We start from the raw sequence: 18,870 nt of genomic DNA on the forward strand, positions 1-18,870 counted from the left end.
ATTATCTATTTCTTCCCATAATTGCCATAATCGCCGTAAGAGCCATAAGATCCATAGGCATCTAGCTGACGGTCATACTTGTTGAGGACAACCCCTAAAAAAGGTGTTCCTGTCTGCTCAAATTGTTCTTGAGCTTTTTTCAAAGCTTTGCGTTTAACCGAACCAGTTTCTGTGACAAGGATACTTGCATCACAATTTTGGGCAATAATGGCTGCATCAATAACCAGCCCAATAGGGGCAGTATCTACCACGATGTAGTCATAATATCGTTTCAACGTGTCTAACATCTTTGCAAATGTCGGCCCTTGAAGAAGGGCAGTTGGATTTGGTGATTTAGGGCCTGACTCGATGACAAACAAATGCTCTAAATCTGTTTCACACAGACCTTGTGATAAATCCGCGTTGCCAGACAAGTAATCTGTTAGTCCTGTTAGGCGCTCTTTGGCATGAAATGTTCCAGAAATAACAGAATTTCGAATATCTGCGTCTAAAAGTAAGGTATTGTAACCTGCACGCGCAAAGGCTGCCCCCAAATGAAATGAAGTTGTTGATTTTCCTTCATTTGGGTTGACAGAAGAAACAGCTATGACTTTGATATGTTCTCCAGAAAGCTGGATATTGGTACAGAGGGCATTGTAATACTCTTCAACCTTTTCAAGTTCTTTACGTTTACTATTTGCAATTTCTAATCTAGGCATACCCTTCTCCTATTTCAACTTAGTCATATTTGGGACAACTCCTAGTAAAGGAAGGCCCAAGACTTCTTCAATATCTTCTGGACGTTTAACGCGGTCATCTAAAATCTCAAGTGACAAAACGATGATTGACGTTACTACACCGCCTGCAAGCAACCCCAACAAAACATTACGATGAACATTTGGTGAAGAGGGTTGGCTCGGCGCTTTTCCTTCTTCCAAAGTGGTTACGTCCGACACTTTTGTCACATCTATAATCTTTTGGGCAGCCGCCTCACGTACACCATTGGCAATACGTGCAGCCTCAGCTGGATCATTATCCTTAACGGTGATAGAAACAATACGAGTGTCTGTTGGAACGACTACACTGATTTTTTTGGCAAGCTCTGCCGGCGTTTCCTTAAGGTCAAGAGTTTCGATTGCTTTAGCCAAAACATCTTGTGATAGAATAATTTCCTTGTAGTCTTTTACCAAATACGCCCCTGCTTGCAGATCTTGATTTGTCAAACCACCTGTTTCAGCCTGTTGGCGACTTACTACGTAGAGCCGTGTTGTACTTTGATAACTTGGTTTGGCTATAAAAAGGCTGTAGCCCAGAGCCAAAATTGCTGTTACTATCGCTACAAGAACGATAAGAAATTTCTTTCTCCACAAAACGCGTAGAAGTCCTAAAATATCTACTTCCACTGTCTGATTATCTTGCTTATTCATTTCATCTCCTAATATATTTAAATCATTTCATCTCGAATAAGGATTTCTTGGTTATCCCTAAATAAGGCATTAGCATATGATTGACCATATTCTTTTTGAATCAACTCATATGCTTCTTTCATATATGGCGGGCGTGGTCCTAGATTGTGCATATCACTTGCAACAAAATGAACGAGATCATGCTCCATAAAAAATCGTGCACGCTTTTTCATATATTTATATTTGTCACCAAATAACCTTGGCTTTAAAACGCTAGAACTGTTAATCTGTAGATAACAGCCCATTTGTATCAAATCGCGGACTTTCTTTTCTTCATTTTCTAAACAATGATAACGCTCAATATGTGCAACGACTGGTGTCACTCCTAACCTTAGAACATTGCCCAGAGCATTATAAATGTCTCTATAAGGTGTACTCATGCTAAACTCAATGAGCGCATAGTGTGTCCCACCCAAAGTAGGAATAATACGCTGTTCTAATTTATCTAAAATATCGCTTGTATAGTAAATCTCTGCTCCATAAAGAATGGTCAAATCATCTGCTACCTCTCGTGCCAGTTCTTGTACGCGAGCAAAATTGGTCGCAATCTTTTCCTCAGGCGTCTCAAACATTCCCTTGCGTCGATGGGAAGTCGAGATAATGGTTCTCACTCCCTGTCGATAAGCTTCTTCTAAAAGCGCTCTACTATCTTCAATCGTTTTTGGTCCATCATCCACATCAAAGACGATATGCGAATGAATATCAATCATGTTTATCGTCCCTCCAAAGTTTCTTGAATTTTTTTCTTAGCTGCTTCCACACTAGCGGCATCTAATTGCATTACATACAGTTGACTACCTGGCATCGCATAAGAAGGCAAATCCATATGTCCTTCACCTGTTACAGCTTGCGACTCAACGACATAGCTACCTGCAGACTCAAGTTGGTTGTTGACCAAATTCACAATGGTTTGGGTATCCATGTTGGTTTGGACAGAATCTTTGAGGTCAGAGATAATTTGGTTGTAATTTTTTAAGGCATCAGCTGAACTCAACTTTTTAATCAGTGCTGCAATGACTTTTTCTTGATTGCGTCCCCGATCATTATCTCCACCCTGGAGTGAATAACGCTCACGAACGAAGGCTAGAGCTTGATTAGAATCCAGATGAAGAGTTCCGACAGGATAATCATTACCCCCTGCTGTGAAGGCCTGATCATTAATCACATCAATCCCGCCGACCAAGTCAATCAACTTGAGAAAAGAAGTAAAGTTCAGTCGCACATAGTAATTCATCTTAATGCCGTAGAGATTTTCCAAAGTATGGATGGAGGCATCTACTCCATAAATCCCTGCATGTGTCAGCTTATCATTTTGATTATTTCCGCCATCAGCGATTGGCACATAGGCATCACGCGGTGTTGTCGTCAAAAGGACTTTTTTGCTAGATGGATTGACGGTCATAACGATATTCACATCTGAACGAGAAACCGAAGAAATCGGCCCGTAGGTGTCAATCCCACTGACATAAACATTAAAAGCTTGCCCTTGACGCAACTGCTGACTTTTAGCGCTTTCGACCTTTTTCCTAACCTTGTAAGTGTAAATTTTCTTAATCTTTGAAGCATAATCTGGATGTTCTGCCTCAATAATACTTTCAAACACACTATTTAAGACAATCGCTTTTGTCTCGCCTGACTGAAGTTTATTATAAGCTTCAAGGTAGGAAGTCGCTGAATCAACTGTCAAAGTCACTTTTTTTGCTTTTGTAACTTGTTCAGTTAGCGCTTGAATATTGTCCTTATCTGTCGCTGTCGGTGCCAAAACATTTGTTAGCTGGCTGATATCTTTAATATTACTATCTGCTGCGACAGCAACGCTCATTTCAAGCTCAGAATAATTTGTGGTTGCACTCAAACCTTTAGATAAATTGACAACTTCCTGAACAGCATACATCGCACCTCCACCTAAAAGAAGCGCTAAAACCAAGAAGATTGTGGTTGTCACTTGTAATTTTTTTAAAAAAATAAGTAAAGCTGTCCCCAACAGAAATAATCCCAGTAAAATGGTTAGGATAATATTTACATGGTGAAAAGCTAATAGATGATAAGTGAAAAGGTTATAAAGTATGATAGCAACCAGTAGAAACACTAGTATCCACAAAGCGCTATTAAAAATTGTTAAATTAAATCTTTTAGAAGATTTTCGACTTTTAGGCATACGTCCCTCGCTTTTAATAACTGTATCACGTTCTATTATAGCATAAAATTTATAAGTTTTTCATTTTTTTTTGAAAAACGCATGTACATATATAAACTAGTTGCGAAGATACATCCGAAATTCCTATGCCTGCATTTTTCAACTAAAAAAGAGCCCTTTCGGCTCTATTTATCTGTTATTTATTAATAACCTACCCTCATGTGGTAAACAAGTCAAATCAAAATTCTGAAAACTTGGTGTGCTATGTTTACGCGCTTGCGCCATTTGTTCTTGTCTAGCTCGCAGGTCTTGTTCCTGAAGCCATGTGATATAGGCAATAAGCAAATCGTCTTCTGCCTCTTGACGAGCGCGTTGGTGTTGCTTATAGCGCAACATCAAACGTTTAAGTCCTGCAAAAGTAATTAGTAGGAGCACCAACAGTACGGCTCCTAGTGGGTTTTCTATACTGTCCATTATTATTCCTCCTAGATTAATGTTTCCCGTTTAACTTGTTCAAAATTCTCCGTGCCGTCATTGAGCTTGTCCCAAATGACCACGCGCCCTTCCTTGAGCGATTTTTGTACATCGATGATTCGCTGATTGGACGAACCACGAAATTGCAGCATGAGATTTTTCTTCGTAATATCAAAGCGACCGTCGACCAGAATATCGATCAAGCCCAGCATTTCCAACTTATCTGGCGTCTCCAGCATCATTTCTTCCCAAGTATAGCCCGTCCAAGACCAGATGTCTTTTTGAGGCAATTCCTTGCGAATGCGCTTAATCAAGGGCAAGAGAATGCCCGTATTGAGAAAAGGCTCGCCGCCCAGCAGGGTCAAGCCCTGCACATAGGGCTGCGCTAAATCCTCCATAATCTGCTCTTCTAGCTCTTTTGTGTAAGGAATGCCCGCCTTGAAGGACCAGGTCGCCGCATTGTAGCAACCTTCGCAATGAAACATACAACCACTGACATAAAGAGAATTGCGCACGCCTTCCCCGTCCACAAAGTTGAAAGCCTTGTAGTCGATGATGCGTCCCTCGCTCAGTTCTTCGCTTTTCCATTCTTGTGGTTTTGGATTGTTCATAGCCCCTCCAAGTTTATCCAGTAACGTTCTCCTTCTTGACGCTTATCTTCGTAGACGCCACCGTTGGCTAAAATCGTCCGGCGACTGGCTTCATTATCAGGCGAGCAAGTCACTAGAACCGACTTGATATTTTTCTCTCTAGCTTCCAGTAAACCTTGCCGCAGCACTTCTTTGGCATAGCCTTTCTGGCACTCAGTCGGACGAATTGAATAGCCGATGTGCCCGCCACGCTCAAAAAGCGCTTCATTGAGCCGCAGACGGAGATTGAGAAAGCCCAGCGCCCGTCCATTTTCATCAAAAGCGACAAACTGGATATAGGGGACAAAGCCCGCTGACAATCCCAGACCTAGCTCCGCCGCTTGAATGGTCTCAAGCCAGTCTTCATAGATGAAATTCTCTTCACCAAAGAAGCCGTCATCTGCACTCTTTGCCGCCCGAAACTCCGCCACCATATCAAGAATCGCCGTCTTGTCTGCTTCAGTCGGTCGTCTTAGCTGCATGTGTCTGCTGTCCTTTTTTTAAAAATTGCTGACGCAGCTTAGCCAGACGCTCTTTTTTGTTGCTGGCTCCCTTGGAATTTTTCTCATGAAAACGCCGAACCTGCGCTTTTCCTTTGTCGTCTAGTTGGTATTTGCCCATACAGTCCTCTCTAACTAGTCTTTGCTTTTTCCCGAAAATTTAATGGTTGATCCATTCATGTGTTTGACCCGCGCGGAAATTTCCTTATGACGTCCATTGACCATTGGCCGCGCCTGTGGATTGCCCAGATAGCCGCAAGTCCGCTTGACTACATCAACCGTCTTAGGGTCACTATTGCCACAATTTGGACATCTAAAGCCACGCTCAGTCGGTGTGAAATCCCCCTCAAAACCGCACTTGTAGCAGTGATCAATCGGGGTGTTGGTCCCCAGGTAGCCTACGCGGTCGTAAGCATAGTCCCAGACCGCTTCAAGCGCCTTAGGATTTTGCTGAAGAACCGGATACTCACAGTAGTGAATGAAGCCACCTGACGCCCCAGCTTCTGGATAAACCTTTTCAAAATCTAGCTTCTCAAACGGTGTCGGATTTTTGCGGACATCGTAGTGGAAAGAGTTGGTGTAGTATTCCTTGTCCGTGATGTCCGGCACAATGCCAAATTTCTCGATGTCCAAACGGCAGAAACGATCTGTCAGACTTTCAGATGGCGTTGAATAGACAGAAAAATGATAATCGTAATAATCCGACCATTCTTCACAGCGACGTTTCATATCCTTGACAATATTTACTGTGAAAGCTTTAGCCTCAGGATTGTGCTCCCAGTCACTACCGTAAAAGACCGTTGCTACTTCGTAAAGACCGATATAGCCCAGAGAAACTGTAGCTCGACGATGTCTGAAAAGTTTATCAACACTGTCAGTCTTCTCCAAACGTTTGCCAAAAGCTCCATATTGGTAAAGAATTGGTGCATTAGCAGGCGTTGCTTCTTTTACGCGATTAACCCGATAAACCAGTGCATCTTCTGCAAGGTTCATTCGTTCATCAAAAAGTGTCCAAAACTTATCTAAATCTCCGTCAGATTCTAAGGCAATCCGCGGTAAATTGACCGTGACAACGCCCAAATTCATCCGACCCGAGTTGACCTCCACTCCATTTTCATCTTTCCAGCCTTGTAGGAAAGAGCGACAACCCATTGGTACCTTGAAAGAGCCAGTCAAATCAATAATCTTGTCGTAAGATAAGACATCAGGGTACATGCGTTTGGTTGCACATTCCAGTGCCAATTGCTTAATGTCATAGTTAGGGCTATCCGCTTCTAAATTGAGCCCGCGCTTAAGTGTGAAGATGAGTTTTGGGAAGATAGCTGTACGATGCTCAGACCCCAGCCCTGTGATCCGAATTTGCAGAATAGCTTTTTGAATTTCGCGTTCAAAACGGTTTGTTCCCAGACCAAAGCCCAGCGAAGTGAAAGGCGTTTGCCCATTGGAGGTAAAGAGGGTGTTAATCTCATACTCCAAGGACTGCATAGCGTCGTAGATGTCTTTCTTAGTCTTCTCCCAAGCGTAATCTTCCCGCTTATCAGGAACGACCCATTCAGCAGCATCTTTCAAATGCTTTTGATAATTCTTTTCAGCATAAGGTGCCAAAACTTCATCGATACGGTCAGCCGAACAGCCGCCATATTGGCTGGAAGCGACATTAGCGATGATTTGCGAAATCTGTGCCGTCGCTGTCTGGATAGACTTGGGACTTTCCACCTCGGCATTGCCAATCTTAAAGCCGTTTTCCAGCATGCCCTTAAAATCAATCAAGCAGCAGTTGGTCATGGGCGTATAAGGGCTATAATCAAGGTCATGATAGTGAATATCCCCTTTTTGGTGGGCATTGGCAACATGAGCAGGCAGCATCTTGAGCCCGATGGACTTGCCGACAATCCCCGCCGTCAAATCGCGCTGGGTATTGAACACATCACTGTCCTTATTGGCATTTTCATTGACCACAGACTGATCCTTGTGAAGAAGTTTATGAATGGTAAAATTGATGTCAGTCGCTTTAGAGCGCGCAAAATCACGCTGAGTGCGATAATTGATATACTCCTCAGCCAAAGCGTATTCATTGGCTTGTAGAAGTTCGTGCTCAACAATATTTTGGATTTCATAAATTTTGATATCCTCATGAAAACGGCTAAAGATTTCAGCTAAAATACGATCCACAATCCCTGACAGTTTTTGTTCCATCAGCGGGGTCATAGGAGCTACTGCTAAACTCGCCTTAACCAAAGCCTTCTCTATTTTCTCCCGATCAAAAGCCACACGGCGACCGTCACGTTTTAATACTGTCAAATTAGCTATAACAGAAGGGCTCACTTCTTCATCAAACTTAATCATTCATTTTTCCTCTCTTTCATATAAGAATTATTCTATCACTCTGAAAAGAAAAAATCAATATCTTGTGCCATTTTTTCTAAAATTTTAGAAAAAGCACAAGATATTGATTATATTTATTTGTATCGATAGAGGGTGAAATGCTTTAGCTCAAGAGAATTTTTCTTATAATTACTTTCTAACAAACGCTTCATCTGGTCTGTAAGCGGAACTTTACTATTAACCAAAATATAATGAGGCGGCTTATTTTGCAGTTGATTGACTAAGCCAAGCTGATTTTCAGCCGTTTGTTGATAAAGAGTCGGACTCAAAATAGAAGCTGCGGATAAATGATTACTCGCCTGATACAAGCTAGCATTTGTATCCCAAGCATAGACTGTATCCTTGGCATCAGCATGCTCCTGAATATAATTAGCTACTTCTGTTCGCTCTGCACTCACCTGACGAGAAAGGATCAAGGGTTCCACTAAAGGCATACCAAGCAAATAAAGTCCTGCTAATACTGACAGGAAATAAGTCCCTTTGAAATATTGCTGCCAAACCGAACTAGGATGTTTACGTTTAAGTCGACTATGACGCGCATGACTTCCTCTCTGTTGCTCTTTCATAAACCAAAGGGCAAACAGTAATATTACAAAAGGCACTGCTGGCAACAACTGATAACTTCCTTGATCAGCCTGAAAAACTGCTACAAGAAAGACTAAGAGCACGCCTAAAATTCCTAAAGCACGTAAACTAGCTGTTCCTGCTTTACTACTTGAAAAAAGGTTAGCCACAATTGCAAACAGAAATCCTAGTGCTACAAAAAGTGCGCCATAAAATAGCCCATTTTGCAAAAGATAATGATGCAGACCTAAACTTTCTAGCGGGTAGAGAACTTGACTAATCGCCAAACCAAAGGTACCGTTAAAGACCGTCCAATACCCTAAAGGATAAAAGACTAACGAATACCCTAAAAGCGTGCCTAAAAGTTGATAAAAGCCACGCGCCCAGCGTTTTTTTGCGATATTATAAAAGAAGAATACTATAAAAGCTGTACCGTAGAAAATAATCGTTGAAAAAGGCTCTACCATAAAAGCGACAGCGGCGACAGCGCCATAAAGAATAAAGCGCTCATCCTTGATTTCACCAGCCAAATAACGTACAAGGTGATTGAGACTCCAAAACAGAAATGGGAGCACAAAAATGCCTGCATATAGACCACCAAAGCCCAATACTAAAACGAATAAATAGAACAAGTTGACTAACTGACTAGAAAAACTTGCTTGTCCTGACAAGCGGTAAGTAAGTTGATAAACCTGTAAGCCACTAAACAAAAGAGCCAACGCCTGAAATGCAGCTAGAAGTATAGATCCTAAAGCTAAATTCCCTGCCCAAGCAGCCAAGTAAAACAACAGACCACTTGTGCCATAGATATTTGCATAGGCAACCTGCCCTTGAGCCATGGCCCAGCCTGCATAAAGGTTTTGCGACTGTAAATTCGTCGCGAAGCTACTCAAGAAAGGATTTGCCACACTAAGCGCACTTAATAATAAACTCCATAACAGAGTTAAAAAGATCGGTGCTGCTCCTTGATAAGAATAGAAACCAGTTGCTTTTTCTTCAGATGATTCTGTAGCTAATTCTTCTTGGTACCGCTCACCATTTTGTGCCTGAACAGACTCATTCTGTAGATCTTCATTCATAAAAAATACTCCTGACTAGGTGGGAAATGATCACCAAAATAAAACAGACTATTTTGACCCTTTTCTGCTTCCAGCATTTTTATTAGATTTCCCACAACATTACGTTCCCTAGTATATCAAAATATCTTCCATCTGTCAGCAGCTTAAAGCAGACACTTGAAAATTTACTTTCCTTACTAAAAGTACTTTTTCTTTAGCAAAAGGTTAGCATAACGCTCAATTTCTCGAAAACTGTGCAGCACCTTTTCCTGATAAGCCTGCAAAAATTTTTCCTCTTCTCGAGTCAGTTCTTTATTCATACAAAAAAGCCTTTTACTTTTTTATTCGCAAAAGGCTTAAAATTTACAACATCGGTGCAAATAATTGTACCACTTCCTTCAACAAACGTTGGTACCATTTGAGCTGAATGGTATGAGAATGGATTTCCTGCGATACTTGGAAAAGTTGGTTGAAATCTTCTTTTATTTGGGCTAAAGAAGGTGTCTTGTAAAGCAATACCGCATTTTCATAGTGGTGAACCAAACTTCGATAGTCAAAATTAATGCTACCGACAACTCCTAAATCATCATCTACTAGAACTTGCTTACTATGAATGAAACCAGGGGTGTACTCAAAAATTCGCACACCTGCATCTAAAAGTGCGGGATAGGCTCCCCGTGTGATGAGTTGAATTAATCTTTTGTCTGGAATAAACGGAGTCACAATGCGCACATCAACTCCCCGCAAGGCTGCATTACGTATATCTTCGGTCAAATCATAGTCAATGATCAGATACGGCGTCGTGATATAGACATAGTCTGTCGCCTGATTAATTAAATTTTGATAAACTGTCTTTCCGACCTGACTTTTGTACATGGGCTTGGGACCGGATCCATAAGGTACGTAAAGCCCCTGACCTTGCGTTGCTTCATTACTTAAATGGTACTGATCAAAATCAGTAATTTCCCCACGATTAATGTACCAATTCATGAGAAAAAGACGTGTCAGAGCCTTGACAGCATGTCCATCTAAACGAATGCCCGTATCTTTCCAATGACCAAAGCGTTCAATATGATTGATATACTCATCTGCTAAATTAACACCACCTGTGTAACCCACCTGACCATCAATTACCAAAATTTTACGGTGCGAACGGTTATTGTAAGCAACTGTCAAACGAGGAATCACCTTGTTAAACTTATGGGCATCAATTCCAAAACCTTGTAGGATTTTAGTATAATTTCCAGGTAAAGTAGCCATACAGCCAATATCATCATAAAGTAGCTTGACTTCAACTCCTTGAGCAGCTTTTTCTTTAAGAATGGTCAAGATCTGATCCCACATAAGCCCCTCATCAATTATATAGTATTCTATAAAAATGAATTTTTTAGCGCCACGAAGATCAAGCAACATCTGTTTAAACATATCCTCGCCCAAAGAATAAAACTCCGAAGCGGTTTTGTCATAGACATCGGCATTATTATCCATCTTGAGTAGGGATTTTATTACTCCATAGGCAACCTTGTTTTCTTTCTTCAGTTGTACCCGTAAATCATAACTATTATCCTCACGAAATTTCATGGAATCCATATTTTCCAGCTGCTGAATTTCTTTCTTAGACAGGCGACGCTCGCCAAACATAAGGTAAATCAAAGGACCTACGACCGGAATAGTCGCAAGCAGCAGCCAAGTCACTTTACTGTCGGGCGCCATTGAACGATTGACAATTGCCAAAATAGTCGAAATCGACATAATAATGACAACGACTTCCCAGAGCCCCGGGACTAACTTTCCTAGATAAAAGAAAAACCAAAAAGCTAAGAATAGTTCAATTAGCATAATGATAATACTAAAGCCATATTTGGACATCAACAATCGAATTTTTCGCACGCGTTTCTCCCTCTTCGTTTATCATGCTCTTATACAAAAACAAATGCGCTCAGAAATTTGATTACTTTCTATTTCTCTTAGTATATCGTAATTTTAAAAAAATGCAACATAACAGACAACTGCTAAAATGACTGGTTCAGCAGCCACTTTCTTACTTCAGCAATGAAATATAGGGAACCCGTAATGAAAAGTAAATCTTCTTTCTTGCGATTTTCTAAATAGTTTTCCACAAATTTTTCATAGTTTTCCACAAATGTCAATTTTTTTACATCTGCCTTTTCCAAAGAGCCATCGTAGGAAAAAGTCGTAACAAAAAGGTTCACGTCAGGCAGTTCTCTCTGCAAATAATCCAACATCTGGCTGTAATCTTTGCGCTTAAGAGCTCCAAAAAGGACTGTAATAGAGCGATTTTTCTCTTGCTTGATAAAATCAACCAAACCTTTCATGGCAGGAAGATTGTGTGCTCCATCAAGGATTATCTGCTCGCCAAAGGATTCCAAACGTCCAGCCCAACGAGTAGCTGACAGAGCCTGGCGGATGAGAGAGTTATCCACAGTTTCTCCTAGATTGTGGATAAATAACAGAAAAGCTTCCAGAGCCACAGCCGCATTTTCTGCCTGATAAGCACCTGATAAACCCAAATCAAGGTCAGGCAAATAAAAGTCTTCTATCACAAAATCCCTAGCATTTATCATAGAAAAATCTTTACCATAAACCAGAAGTTCCGTACCAAGTTTTTTGGCACATTCCTCACAAACTTGCAAGGCTAACTTAGGCAAGGGACCAACGACTGCTTTTTTACCAGCTTTGAAAATTCCAGCTTTCTGTGCTGCAATTTCTTCAACAGTAGTACCTAGGGTCTCTTGATGATCCAGTCCAACTGAAGTAATAACAGCAATCTCCCCTGTAACAATATTGGTTGTGTCAAGAAGACCACCAATTCCTACTTCAAGCAAGCAAAGATCCACCTTTTGTTCACGAAAATACAGCCATGCAAGCAGGGTCAAAATTTCAAAATACGATAATGGAGCTTGAGTTTTAACCAACTTTTTCTCCATAATCTGAATATCCTTTGCTAAGCGAACAAAATCCTCATCTGAAATTGGCTGAGCGTTGATGCAAATCCGATCATGAATACTAACCATATGCGGCGAAGTAAAAGTCGCTACTTTCTTTCCCTGCGCTTGAAACAGTTCTCTCATAAAAGCAATGGTCGAACCTTTTCCATTGGTTCCGGTCACATGAATAATAGGATAAGCTTCCTGCGGGTTGCCTAAAAGCCAAGCAGCAACTCGCACGCGCTCCAATCCCGAACGAAAATTGAGCCCTATTCGACTATTTAGCCAGTTCAAAATTTCCTGCATACAATCCTTTCCACATAAAGAGCAATTCTTAGCCCACATTCAATTCTAAAAAAGCTGGACAAAGTCCAGCCTTTTTGCCTATTTGCTTTTACTCAGCTTCTTCCATGAAACTGTTGAAAACTTCTTCGATCATGTCCCACTCGTTATCAGAGTCTTCTGGAATAGGCTCTAAGTCGCCCTCAGTACCATCTTCATTTTCTACATAAGAGTAAGCTTGGATTTCCACCTCACCATTTTCGTCTTCCTCTGCATGAACTGGCATAAGAAGAACATAGTTCTTTCCAAACTCTTCCATGCCATCAATCGTCAAAAGGATTTCAAATAGAGTTTCGTTGCCATTCTCATCTACTAATGTAATTAAGTCACGCTCTGCGTGGTCATGGTCATGATTGTGTTCGTGTGCCATGGTTTCTCCTTTATTTTTAAAAATTTCGATCTAGGTAATTCTGTAAAATAAGCTGAGCCGCCAACTTATCAATCACTTTTTTGCGCTTACTACGACTAATATCCGCCTGCTCGATCAGCATACGCTCAGCAGCCACTGTCGTCAAACGTTCATCCTGATACTCAACTGGCAGATCAAAAAGCTCTTCAAGCTTTGCTCCATAGGCTCGACTGGCTTCCACGCGAGGGCCGCTGGTATTATTCATATTTTTAGGCAAGCCCAGAACAAATTTCTCAACCTTGTATTCCTTTACCAGCTCGCCCAAACGGTCAAGACCAAACTCGTTTTTGTCCTCATTGATTGGAATGATTTCCAAACCCTGCGCTGTAAAGCCAAGCGGGTCGCTAATGGCGACACCAACCGTCTTTGAACCGACATCTAACCCCATAATTCTCATTAGAGATCTAGACCTTGCCCTTTCAGATAGTAACGAACCAATTCTTCAACGATCTCATCACGCTCATACTTCCGGATTTGATTGCGCGCATCATTATAGCGAGGTACATAGGCAGGATCTCCACTGAGAACATAGCCTACGATTTGGTTGATAGGATTATAACCCTTTTCGTTCAAGGAAGTATAGACATTAACCAAAGTTTCGCTGATTTCTTTTTTATTCGCATCATCGAGATTGAAGCGTACTGTTTCATCTGTAAATCCCACATTTACACCCTCTTTCCTTAATCTACTTATTATTATAGCATAATAACAGCATTCTCACAACATTAATGCCTACTTAGATATTATTGCACTTTTGTAAAATCGGACAAGTCACAGAAGCGAAAACTTGCTTAGCAGTAAAAATACCCAAACTGGCAACAGCTCCTCTAACACCTGATAATTTTTTAATTCTTTAACATCCGTTTGAGTCAAATCAACTACAGTATAATTTTCTTTTTGTCAGTAGGATTAGTGCTGTATGTTTAATTTTTAGGACTTGTACGAGTTATTCTTTCACCTTCGCTACTCTATTTTCGCTCCAGCATCTTCACGGGTTTCTATGTATTTTGCTGGTGTGAACTCTAAAATACTACGCAAATTAGATCCTTTGAAATATTCTAGCTTATCCATTTCATCAAGTTTGAGTTTTTTCAAATCATAGGTTGTTGTGAACTTAAGTTGCTGTTCAGGAGTTAACTCTATTTTGTAACTAAATCCTGCCAAATTTTTGGCTTGCTGATATTTCTCATCCTTTTCCAGCGCTTCATCTAAAGCCTTTTGCGTTTCTTCCGCACCAACTTCTGCAAGGGCATTTTTAATTTCATCATTTGCGGGCTGCACCTGTTCCATTGTTAGACTGACCCATTCCTTGCCCTGATAGGTCACAATTTGTGTTTGAGTAACTCCCTCTTTTTCAGGAAAAATGATTTTCTTTGTGACAAGTTGATTTCTTTCTTCTTCTGTCTTATTCCAAACGGGAGCTGCTGATGTTAATGTTTCAGTTGAATGATTGTTTTTTTCAGCTGATTTTTTTGCGCTACAAGCCACTAAAAACATCAGACTTATAGCAACTAAAATATATCCTTTTTTCATAGAAAACCTCCACTGTCATTATAACATATTTCAAAACTAGTCGGAGTATAAGCTAAGAAAAAAGTAGTCGGAAAACTACTTTCTTCGGCTATTCTATTGAAATAAACTAGTAATTCCATCCCAAAGACTTTTTGCTTTTTCTGGGATTTGATAACGATCAATCGCTTTCTTAGCATCGTCAACCAGATTTTTGGCCCTATCTTGAATATCTTGTAAGAAATCCTTGGACTGACTTTGATTTTGTGTATTGTCCTCTCCTGTATCATAAGTATTAACAGGGGCAATCCCATTTTGTGCATAAGTGCTCTTGTCTTCAAACTTAGTTCCTTCGGTGTAAGGCAGAATGCTGTTTGCCGTCGCTCGGAAAATGGCTGACGCTTCATTAGCACTGGTACCTGTTAGATAGTGATTTTCATCAGTCTTTTCAAATCCTAGCCACTGACTAATGACCACATCTGGCGTGTAGCCAATCACCCATTGGTCTCCTGATACGTCTGGGTTAAAGTCCGTCTCCGTTGTTCCAGTTTTCCCTGCCATATTATAACCGTATGGTGCAGCATACACCCCTGTACCGTTAGTGAACGTTCCTAACATCATTTCAGTCATTTTATCTGTGTTTGCCTGACTAAGAACACGTGTGGAAGTCTGTTTGTGGCTTTTGATCACCTGACCACTAGCATTTTCAATCTTGGTAATCAAGTGAGCATCATTCATGACGCCACCATTAGCAAAAGTTGAGTAGGCTTGTGCCATTTGAAGTGGGTTGGTTGTGACACCGCTACCCAGAGCGACCCCAAGTGTTTGATCCACCTTGTCCATATTCAGTCCAAATTTTTTACCATATTCAAACGCCTTTTTGAGACCCAATTCATTGACTGTAGCAACTGCGGGAATATTGAGTGATTCTGCCAAAGCCTGATACATAGGAACCGTCGGTGATGATTTAATTCCTGCATAGTTATCAACTTTATAGTTTCCATATGAAGTTGTGTTATTATCTAACAACTTGTCAACTGCCCAGCCAGCTGCTATTGCTGGACTGTAAGCAACCAAGGGCTTAATTGTTGAACCGGGGCTGCGACCTGACTGAGTTGCATAATTGAAACTACGAAAGGCAGCATTCTGATCACTATTGACCCGACCGACCAAGGCACGTACTCCCCCCGTCTTTGGATCCAGTGCTACACTTCCTCCTTGGGCACGCGTACCATCAGATTCTGCGACTGGAAAAAGGGATTCATTGTCGTAGATGACTTGCATGCTGGCTTGATAATTTTGGTCTAATTCAGTATAGATTTTATAGCCGTTATTGACAATTTCTGCTTCTGAAAGCCCATAGTTTGCTGCCGCCTCATTGATGACTGCGTCAAAATAGGACGGATAACGGTAATCCTCAGATTTACCAGTATAGGCATCTACAAGCTGCCCGCCCAAGCCAATTGCTGCCGCCTGATCTGCCGTCGTTTTATCAATGTAGCCTGCCGCCATCATATTTTGCAGAACAGTATTGCGACGATTGGTCGCATTTTTTACCGAAGCAATGGGGTTGTAGAGTTCAGGCCCTTTGAGCATCCCAGCTAGAGTGGCTGATTGGTCAAGCGAAAGTTGACTTGCTGAAACGCCGAAGTATTTCTTACTAGCGTCCTCCACACCCCAAACCCCATTCCCAAAGTAGGAATTGTTAAGATACATGGTCAAAATCTGCTTTTTACTGTATTTCTTGGTTATTTCCAAGGCTAAGAAAAACTCCTTGGCCTTGCGTTCAATAGTCTGATCCTGCGACAAATAAGCATTCTTTGCCAGCTGCTGGGTAATGGTCGAGCCACCGCCCGAGCGCCCCGCTGTCAAGATCGCCAAAAGAAAGCGTCCATAGTTAATCCCGCTATTTTTATAAAAGGAACGGTCCTCCGTTGCAATAACGGCATTTTGCAAGTCCTTACTAATCGCATCCAGCTCTACATAGGTACCTTTCTGCCCAGTCAAAGTTCCTGCTTCCTTGTTTTCGCGATCATAAATAACGGTTGTCGCTTTCAGAGCATTTTGCAAATCTTTGACATTGGTTGACTTAGCTATATAAAATAGGTAGCCCCCTACCAACAAACTAAAACCCAGACCCAAAATCAGGATAATCTTAGTCAGATGATACTTGCGCCAAAAACGACGAAAGGGATTCTGAGATAGTTTTTTATGACCACCCTTGCCAGAACGGCTAAGACTCGGCTCCTTGTCCTCATCCGCCTCACTGCGATTCCCACGCTGCGGCTCTTCTTTTTTAAAATGATTGATAAGTTGTTCAAAAATTTCATTTACTTTCTTCATACCCCCTATTTTATCACCTTCTATTTGGAGAGACAAGAAAGTACCCCGATTAGGCTTTTACTTTTAGGAAGTTTTAAGAAAAATAGGTCGCAAGACTGATTTTTTTATTCCTATCTTGCCCACTTTTTGCTACAATAAATTTATGAAATTTAGCTTTATCCTGCCTGAGAAATTACCTCAGATGACCGTCAAGGAACTTTTAGAAGATTATTTTTTGATTCCGCGTAAAATTCGGCATTTTTTGCGCACCAAAAAACACGTCTGGGTCAATCAAGAAACCATTAACTGGCAAAGTACCATTAGGGCTCTCGACGAAATCACTCTGGTATTTGACCAAGAGGATTATCCAAAAAAGGACCTCCTCTGGGGAAATCCTGACCTTGTCCAAGAGCTCTACCAAGATGAGCACATCATCATTGTCAATAAGCCCGAGGGTATGAAAACGCACGCTAATGAGCCAGGCGAGGTCGCTCTACTCAACCATGTCTCTGCTTATGTTGGCGCAACCTGCTATGTCGTTCATCGTTTGGATAAGGAGACCAGTGGCGCCGTCCTTTTCGCCAAAAATCCTTTCGTGCTGCCCATTCTCAATCGGCTGCTGGAAAAGCGGCAAATTAGCCGCGAATATTGGGCACTGGTGCAAGGAAGAATAGACAAAAAAGAACAGACCTTTACAGATAAAATCGGTCGTGACCGCCATGACCGCAGAAAGCGGCTAGTTGATAAGCGCCATGGTCAGTATGCCGAAACGCGCGTGACAAGACTGAAAAATTTCACCGACCGCTCGCTAGTCAAATGCCAACTCAAGACCGGACGCACCCACCAAATCCGTGTTCACCTCGCCCACCATGGACACCCGATCATCGGCGACCCTCTCTACAATCCTAAACAGGCAAACCGCCTCATGCTCCACGCCCACCGCCTGACCTTCACTCACCCCTTCACCCTCGAAACAATCCGTATCGAGGCCAGCTCGGAGAGTTTTCAGCTGGGGATTTCCAAAAATATGTAAACAAGTAAAAACGGCTGACAAGCAGCCGTTTTTAGCTTCTTATATTTCCACTCCGTCAACTCGAAAGACAACATTCGAATAATCATGCATCAGATCTTTATTTTCCATAAAGGCTGTTGCATCTTTTTTTATTTGAACCAAATCAATTCCTTGCGCTTGTGCTGCATAGACACAACCACAGTAACATTGGCGGTAAATATCGTATTCTTCACTCATTTCGACCGAACGCAGATAACCCTGATTTTTCTTGAGGTCGCTCGGTAAATAGTGGGTCGCATAAAGCTTTTGAACATCAATCCCGATGCTGTTGATTACCTGAGAATTTTTATGTGGGCTAATAGTCAAGGCGCTGCCAAAGTAGTCAAAGCCCAACTCCACCGCCTTATCGGCTGTCTTATCAAGACGATAATCGTAACAAACCTTGCAACGATCGCCACCTTCTGGCTCTTGCTCCAAGCCACGAGTCAATTTTTTATACTCATTTGGCTCATAAGGTGCCTCAATAAACTGGACATGGTAACCCGTATTGGCATTAAATTCATGGACAAATCGTTTGGTCTCATAAGCTCTGCGCTCATATTCTATTTTAGGATGAATATTTGAATTAGCAAAATAAATCGTTACATCAGCATACTGGCTCAAATACTCTAATGTATAGGTTCCGCACGGCGCACAACAAACATGCATGAGCACAGTCGGGCGCTGTTCTTCCTTTTGCCAAACCTTAACCATCTGCTGCATGACGCGGTCATAGTTGGTTTTCTGATTAGGATTCATTTTAGCTAAAATCTCTTCAACATCAATCATGAAAAACTCCTTCAAATAGGTTCCTATTCATTATAACAAAAAAGAGCCTGGGACAAAATAATTCTCAGCCACAAAAAAAGCTAGAGCTTCCCAATTGCGGAACTCTAGCTTTTTAATTTTGAGTCGTTCTCTTATTGTATTTTAGGAGGTTATTGGCCATAAGTACCAATCCCATGTCAATTCTCACTTGACGCTTCCCTCTCAGATTACATCTCTTGTAACCCAAACAAGCCTTTATCTGCCCAAAGACAGGTTCCACATCAATCTTGCGTTGAGCGAAAATCTGTCTACCTTGGGGAGATAAAAGC

At 41.5% G+C, this 18,870-nt stretch carries 21 protein-coding genes; 1 reads left to right on the forward strand and 20 read right to left on the reverse strand.

Features of this window, described 5'->3' with window-relative positions; genetic code table 11:
• Positions 1 to 5: 5 nt before the first annotated feature.
• The 18 genes from A3I3_RS0103835 to pbp2a all read right to left on the reverse strand — a co-directional run bounded on the left by A3I3_RS0103835 (position 6) and on the right by pbp2a (position 16,743).
• Positions 6 to 698: a tyrosine-protein kinase gene (locus A3I3_RS0103835; RefSeq protein WP_018371416.1), complete on the reverse strand. Its 693-nt coding sequence runs from the start codon at positions 696 to 698 to the stop codon at positions 6 to 8.
• 9 nt (positions 699 to 707) lie between these two features.
• Positions 708 to 1,406 (reverse strand): Wzz/FepE/Etk N-terminal domain-containing protein, encoded by a 699-nt coding sequence (locus A3I3_RS0103840; protein ID WP_018371417.1) that lies wholly within the window; start codon positions 1,404 to 1,406, stop codon positions 708 to 710.
• Positions 1,407 to 1,423: 17 nt separating this feature from the next.
• Positions 1,424 to 2,155 carry a capsular polysaccharide biosynthesis protein Cps4B gene (gene cps4B / locus A3I3_RS0103845; RefSeq protein ID WP_018371418.1) on the reverse strand — a complete coding sequence of 244 codons (732 nt, stop codon included), beginning with the start codon at positions 2,153 to 2,155 and terminating at the stop codon, positions 1,424 to 1,426.
• A 2-nt stretch (positions 2,156 to 2,157) separates the two neighbouring features.
• Positions 2,158 to 3,603 carry an LCP family glycopolymer transferase CpsA gene (cpsA, locus tag A3I3_RS0103850; RefSeq protein ID WP_018371419.1) on the reverse strand — a complete coding sequence of 482 codons (1,446 nt, stop codon included), beginning with the start codon at positions 3,601 to 3,603 and terminating at the stop codon, positions 2,158 to 2,160.
• 168 nt (positions 3,604 to 3,771) lie between these two features.
• Complete coding sequence (locus tag A3I3_RS0103855; RefSeq protein ID WP_018371420.1) at positions 3,772 to 4,056, reverse strand: hypothetical protein; 285 nt, start codon at positions 4,054 to 4,056, stop codon at positions 3,772 to 3,774.
• Between the two features lie 11 nt (positions 4,057 to 4,067).
• Positions 4,068 to 4,667, reverse strand: coding sequence for an anaerobic ribonucleoside-triphosphate reductase activating protein (gene nrdG / locus A3I3_RS0103860; protein WP_018371421.1), 600 nt, complete (start codon positions 4,665 to 4,667; stop codon positions 4,068 to 4,070).
• Positions 4,664 to 5,167: a GNAT family N-acetyltransferase gene (locus A3I3_RS0103865; protein WP_018371422.1), complete on the reverse strand. Its 504-nt coding sequence runs from the start codon at positions 5,165 to 5,167 to the stop codon at positions 4,664 to 4,666. Before A3I3_RS0103865 ends, nrdG begins: the two co-directional genes overlap by 4 nt.
• Positions 5,145 to 5,306 (reverse strand): hypothetical protein, encoded by a 162-nt coding sequence (locus A3I3_RS10965; protein ID WP_018371423.1) that lies wholly within the window; start codon positions 5,304 to 5,306, stop codon positions 5,145 to 5,147. The genes A3I3_RS0103865 and A3I3_RS10965 overlap by 23 nt, the downstream gene beginning before the upstream one ends.
• Before the next feature lie 14 nt (positions 5,307 to 5,320).
• The gene (gene nrdD / locus A3I3_RS0103875; protein ID WP_018371424.1) at positions 5,321 to 7,531 is read right to left on the reverse strand and encodes an anaerobic ribonucleoside-triphosphate reductase; all 2,211 of its coding nucleotides are present in this window, start codon (positions 7,529 to 7,531) and stop codon (positions 5,321 to 5,323) included.
• 113 nt (positions 7,532 to 7,644) lie between these two features.
• Entirely contained in the window at positions 7,645 to 9,213 is a 1,569-nt protein-coding gene (locus A3I3_RS0103880) for a hypothetical protein (protein WP_018371425.1), read from the reverse strand.
• A 176-nt stretch (positions 9,214 to 9,389) separates the two neighbouring features.
• A complete protein-coding gene (locus A3I3_RS11240) occupies positions 9,390 to 9,512 on the reverse strand; it encodes a hypothetical protein (protein ID WP_018371426.1) in 123 nt (40 codons plus the stop codon).
• Positions 9,513 to 9,555: 43 nt separating this feature from the next.
• Positions 9,556 to 11,061 (reverse strand): cardiolipin synthase, encoded by a 1,506-nt coding sequence (cls, locus tag A3I3_RS0103895; RefSeq protein WP_018371427.1) that lies wholly within the window; start codon positions 11,059 to 11,061, stop codon positions 9,556 to 9,558.
• A gap of 143 nt (positions 11,062 to 11,204) precedes the next feature.
• Positions 11,205 to 12,446: a bifunctional folylpolyglutamate synthase/dihydrofolate synthase gene (locus tag A3I3_RS0103900; RefSeq protein ID WP_018371428.1), complete on the reverse strand. Its 1,242-nt coding sequence runs from the start codon at positions 12,444 to 12,446 to the stop codon at positions 11,205 to 11,207.
• 88 nt (positions 12,447 to 12,534) lie between these two features.
• Positions 12,535 to 12,852, reverse strand: a complete 318-nt coding sequence (locus A3I3_RS0103905; protein WP_018371429.1) for a DUF1292 domain-containing protein — start codon at positions 12,850 to 12,852, stop codon at positions 12,535 to 12,537.
• A gap of 16 nt (positions 12,853 to 12,868) precedes the next feature.
• Positions 12,869 to 13,288, reverse strand: a complete 420-nt coding sequence (ruvX, locus tag A3I3_RS0103910) for a Holliday junction resolvase RuvX (protein ID WP_037589048.1) — start codon at positions 13,286 to 13,288, stop codon at positions 12,869 to 12,871.
• Positions 13,288 to 13,554, reverse strand: a complete 267-nt coding sequence (locus tag A3I3_RS0103915; protein ID WP_018371431.1) for an IreB family regulatory phosphoprotein — start codon at positions 13,552 to 13,554, stop codon at positions 13,288 to 13,290. Before A3I3_RS0103915 ends, ruvX begins: the two co-directional genes overlap by 1 nt.
• 300 nt (positions 13,555 to 13,854) lie before the next feature.
• Positions 13,855 to 14,424 carry an SP0191 family lipoprotein gene (locus A3I3_RS0103920; protein WP_018371432.1) on the reverse strand — a complete coding sequence of 190 codons (570 nt, stop codon included), beginning with the start codon at positions 14,422 to 14,424 and terminating at the stop codon, positions 13,855 to 13,857.
• A gap of 93 nt (positions 14,425 to 14,517) precedes the next feature.
• On the reverse strand, positions 14,518 to 16,743 hold the full coding sequence (gene pbp2a / locus A3I3_RS0103925) for a penicillin-binding protein PBP2A (protein WP_018371433.1): 2,226 nt from the start codon (positions 16,741 to 16,743) through the stop codon (positions 14,518 to 14,520).
• A 142-nt stretch (positions 16,744 to 16,885) separates the two neighbouring features.
• Here pbp2a and A3I3_RS0103930 point away from each other — a divergent pair, with 142 nt between their 5' ends.
• A complete protein-coding gene (locus A3I3_RS0103930) occupies positions 16,886 to 17,755 on the forward strand; it encodes an RluA family pseudouridine synthase (RefSeq protein WP_026129835.1) in 870 nt (289 codons plus the stop codon).
• Between the two features lie 39 nt (positions 17,756 to 17,794).
• On the opposite strand, the gene A3I3_RS0103935 is transcribed toward A3I3_RS0103930, so the two are convergent.
• Positions 17,795 to 18,562, reverse strand: a complete 768-nt coding sequence (locus A3I3_RS0103935; protein ID WP_018371435.1) for an epoxyqueuosine reductase QueH — start codon at positions 18,560 to 18,562, stop codon at positions 17,795 to 17,797.
• Positions 18,563 to 18,674: 112 nt separating this feature from the next.
• Positions 18,675 to 18,870, reverse strand: a 196-nt coding sequence (locus A3I3_RS0103940; protein WP_018371436.1) for a transposase, incomplete at its 5' end; no start/stop codon positions are given.

Source organism: Streptococcus massiliensis DSM 18628, from assembly GCF_000380065.1.
Classification (GTDB): domain Bacteria; phylum Bacillota; class Bacilli; order Lactobacillales; family Streptococcaceae; genus Streptococcus; species Streptococcus massiliensis.

Excerpts from the sequence above, each read along its gene's own strand:
- ruvX (WP_037589048.1), bottom strand. The coding sequence starts at position 13,288 with ATGAGAATTATGGGGTTAGATGTCGGTTCAAAGACGGTTGGTGTCGCC.
- nrdG (WP_018371421.1), bottom strand. The coding sequence starts at position 4,667 with ATGAACAATCCAAAACCACAAGAATGGAAAAGCGAAGAACTGAGCGAG.
- A3I3_RS0103935 (WP_018371435.1), bottom strand. The coding sequence starts at position 18,562 with ATGATTGATGTTGAAGAGATTTTAGCTAAAATGAATCCTAATCAGAAA.
- A3I3_RS0103855 (WP_018371420.1), bottom strand. The coding sequence starts at position 4,056 with ATGGACAGTATAGAAAACCCACTAGGAGCCGTACTGTTGGTGCTCCTA.
- A3I3_RS11240 (WP_018371426.1), bottom strand. The coding sequence starts at position 9,512 with ATGAATAAAGAACTGACTCGAGAAGAGGAAAAATTTTTGCAGGCTTAT.
- nrdD (WP_018371424.1), bottom strand. The coding sequence starts at position 7,531 with ATGATTAAGTTTGATGAAGAAGTGAGCCCTTCTGTTATAGCTAATTTG.
- A3I3_RS0103900 (WP_018371428.1), bottom strand. The coding sequence starts at position 12,446 with ATGCAGGAAATTTTGAACTGGCTAAATAGTCGAATAGGGCTCAATTTT.
- A3I3_RS0103930 (WP_026129835.1), top strand. The coding sequence starts at position 16,886 with ATGAAATTTAGCTTTATCCTGCCTGAGAAATTACCTCAGATGACCGTC.
- pbp2a (WP_018371433.1), bottom strand. The coding sequence starts at position 16,743 with ATGAAGAAAGTAAATGAAATTTTTGAACAACTTATCAATCATTTTAAA.
- A3I3_RS0103835 (WP_018371416.1), bottom strand. The coding sequence starts at position 698 with ATGCCTAGATTAGAAATTGCAAATAGTAAACGTAAAGAACTTGAAAAG.
- A3I3_RS0103880 (WP_018371425.1), bottom strand. The coding sequence starts at position 9,213 with ATGAATGAAGATCTACAGAATGAGTCTGTTCAGGCACAAAATGGTGAG.
- A3I3_RS10965 (WP_018371423.1), bottom strand. The coding sequence starts at position 5,306 with ATGGGCAAATACCAACTAGACGACAAAGGAAAAGCGCAGGTTCGGCGT.
- A3I3_RS0103920 (WP_018371432.1), bottom strand. The coding sequence starts at position 14,424 with ATGAAAAAAGGATATATTTTAGTTGCTATAAGTCTGATGTTTTTAGTG.
- cls (WP_018371427.1), bottom strand. The coding sequence starts at position 11,061 with ATGTCCAAATATGGCTTTAGTATTATCATTATGCTAATTGAACTATTC.
- A3I3_RS0103840 (WP_018371417.1), bottom strand. The coding sequence starts at position 1,406 with ATGAATAAGCAAGATAATCAGACAGTGGAAGTAGATATTTTAGGACTT.
- cpsA (WP_018371419.1), bottom strand. The coding sequence starts at position 3,603 with ATGCCTAAAAGTCGAAAATCTTCTAAAAGATTTAATTTAACAATTTTT.
- A3I3_RS0103905 (WP_018371429.1), bottom strand. The coding sequence starts at position 12,852 with ATGGCACACGAACACAATCATGACCATGACCACGCAGAGCGTGACTTA.
- cps4B (WP_018371418.1), bottom strand. The coding sequence starts at position 2,155 with ATGATTGATATTCATTCGCATATCGTCTTTGATGTGGATGATGGACCA.
- A3I3_RS0103865 (WP_018371422.1), bottom strand. The coding sequence starts at position 5,167 with ATGCAGCTAAGACGACCGACTGAAGCAGACAAGACGGCGATTCTTGAT.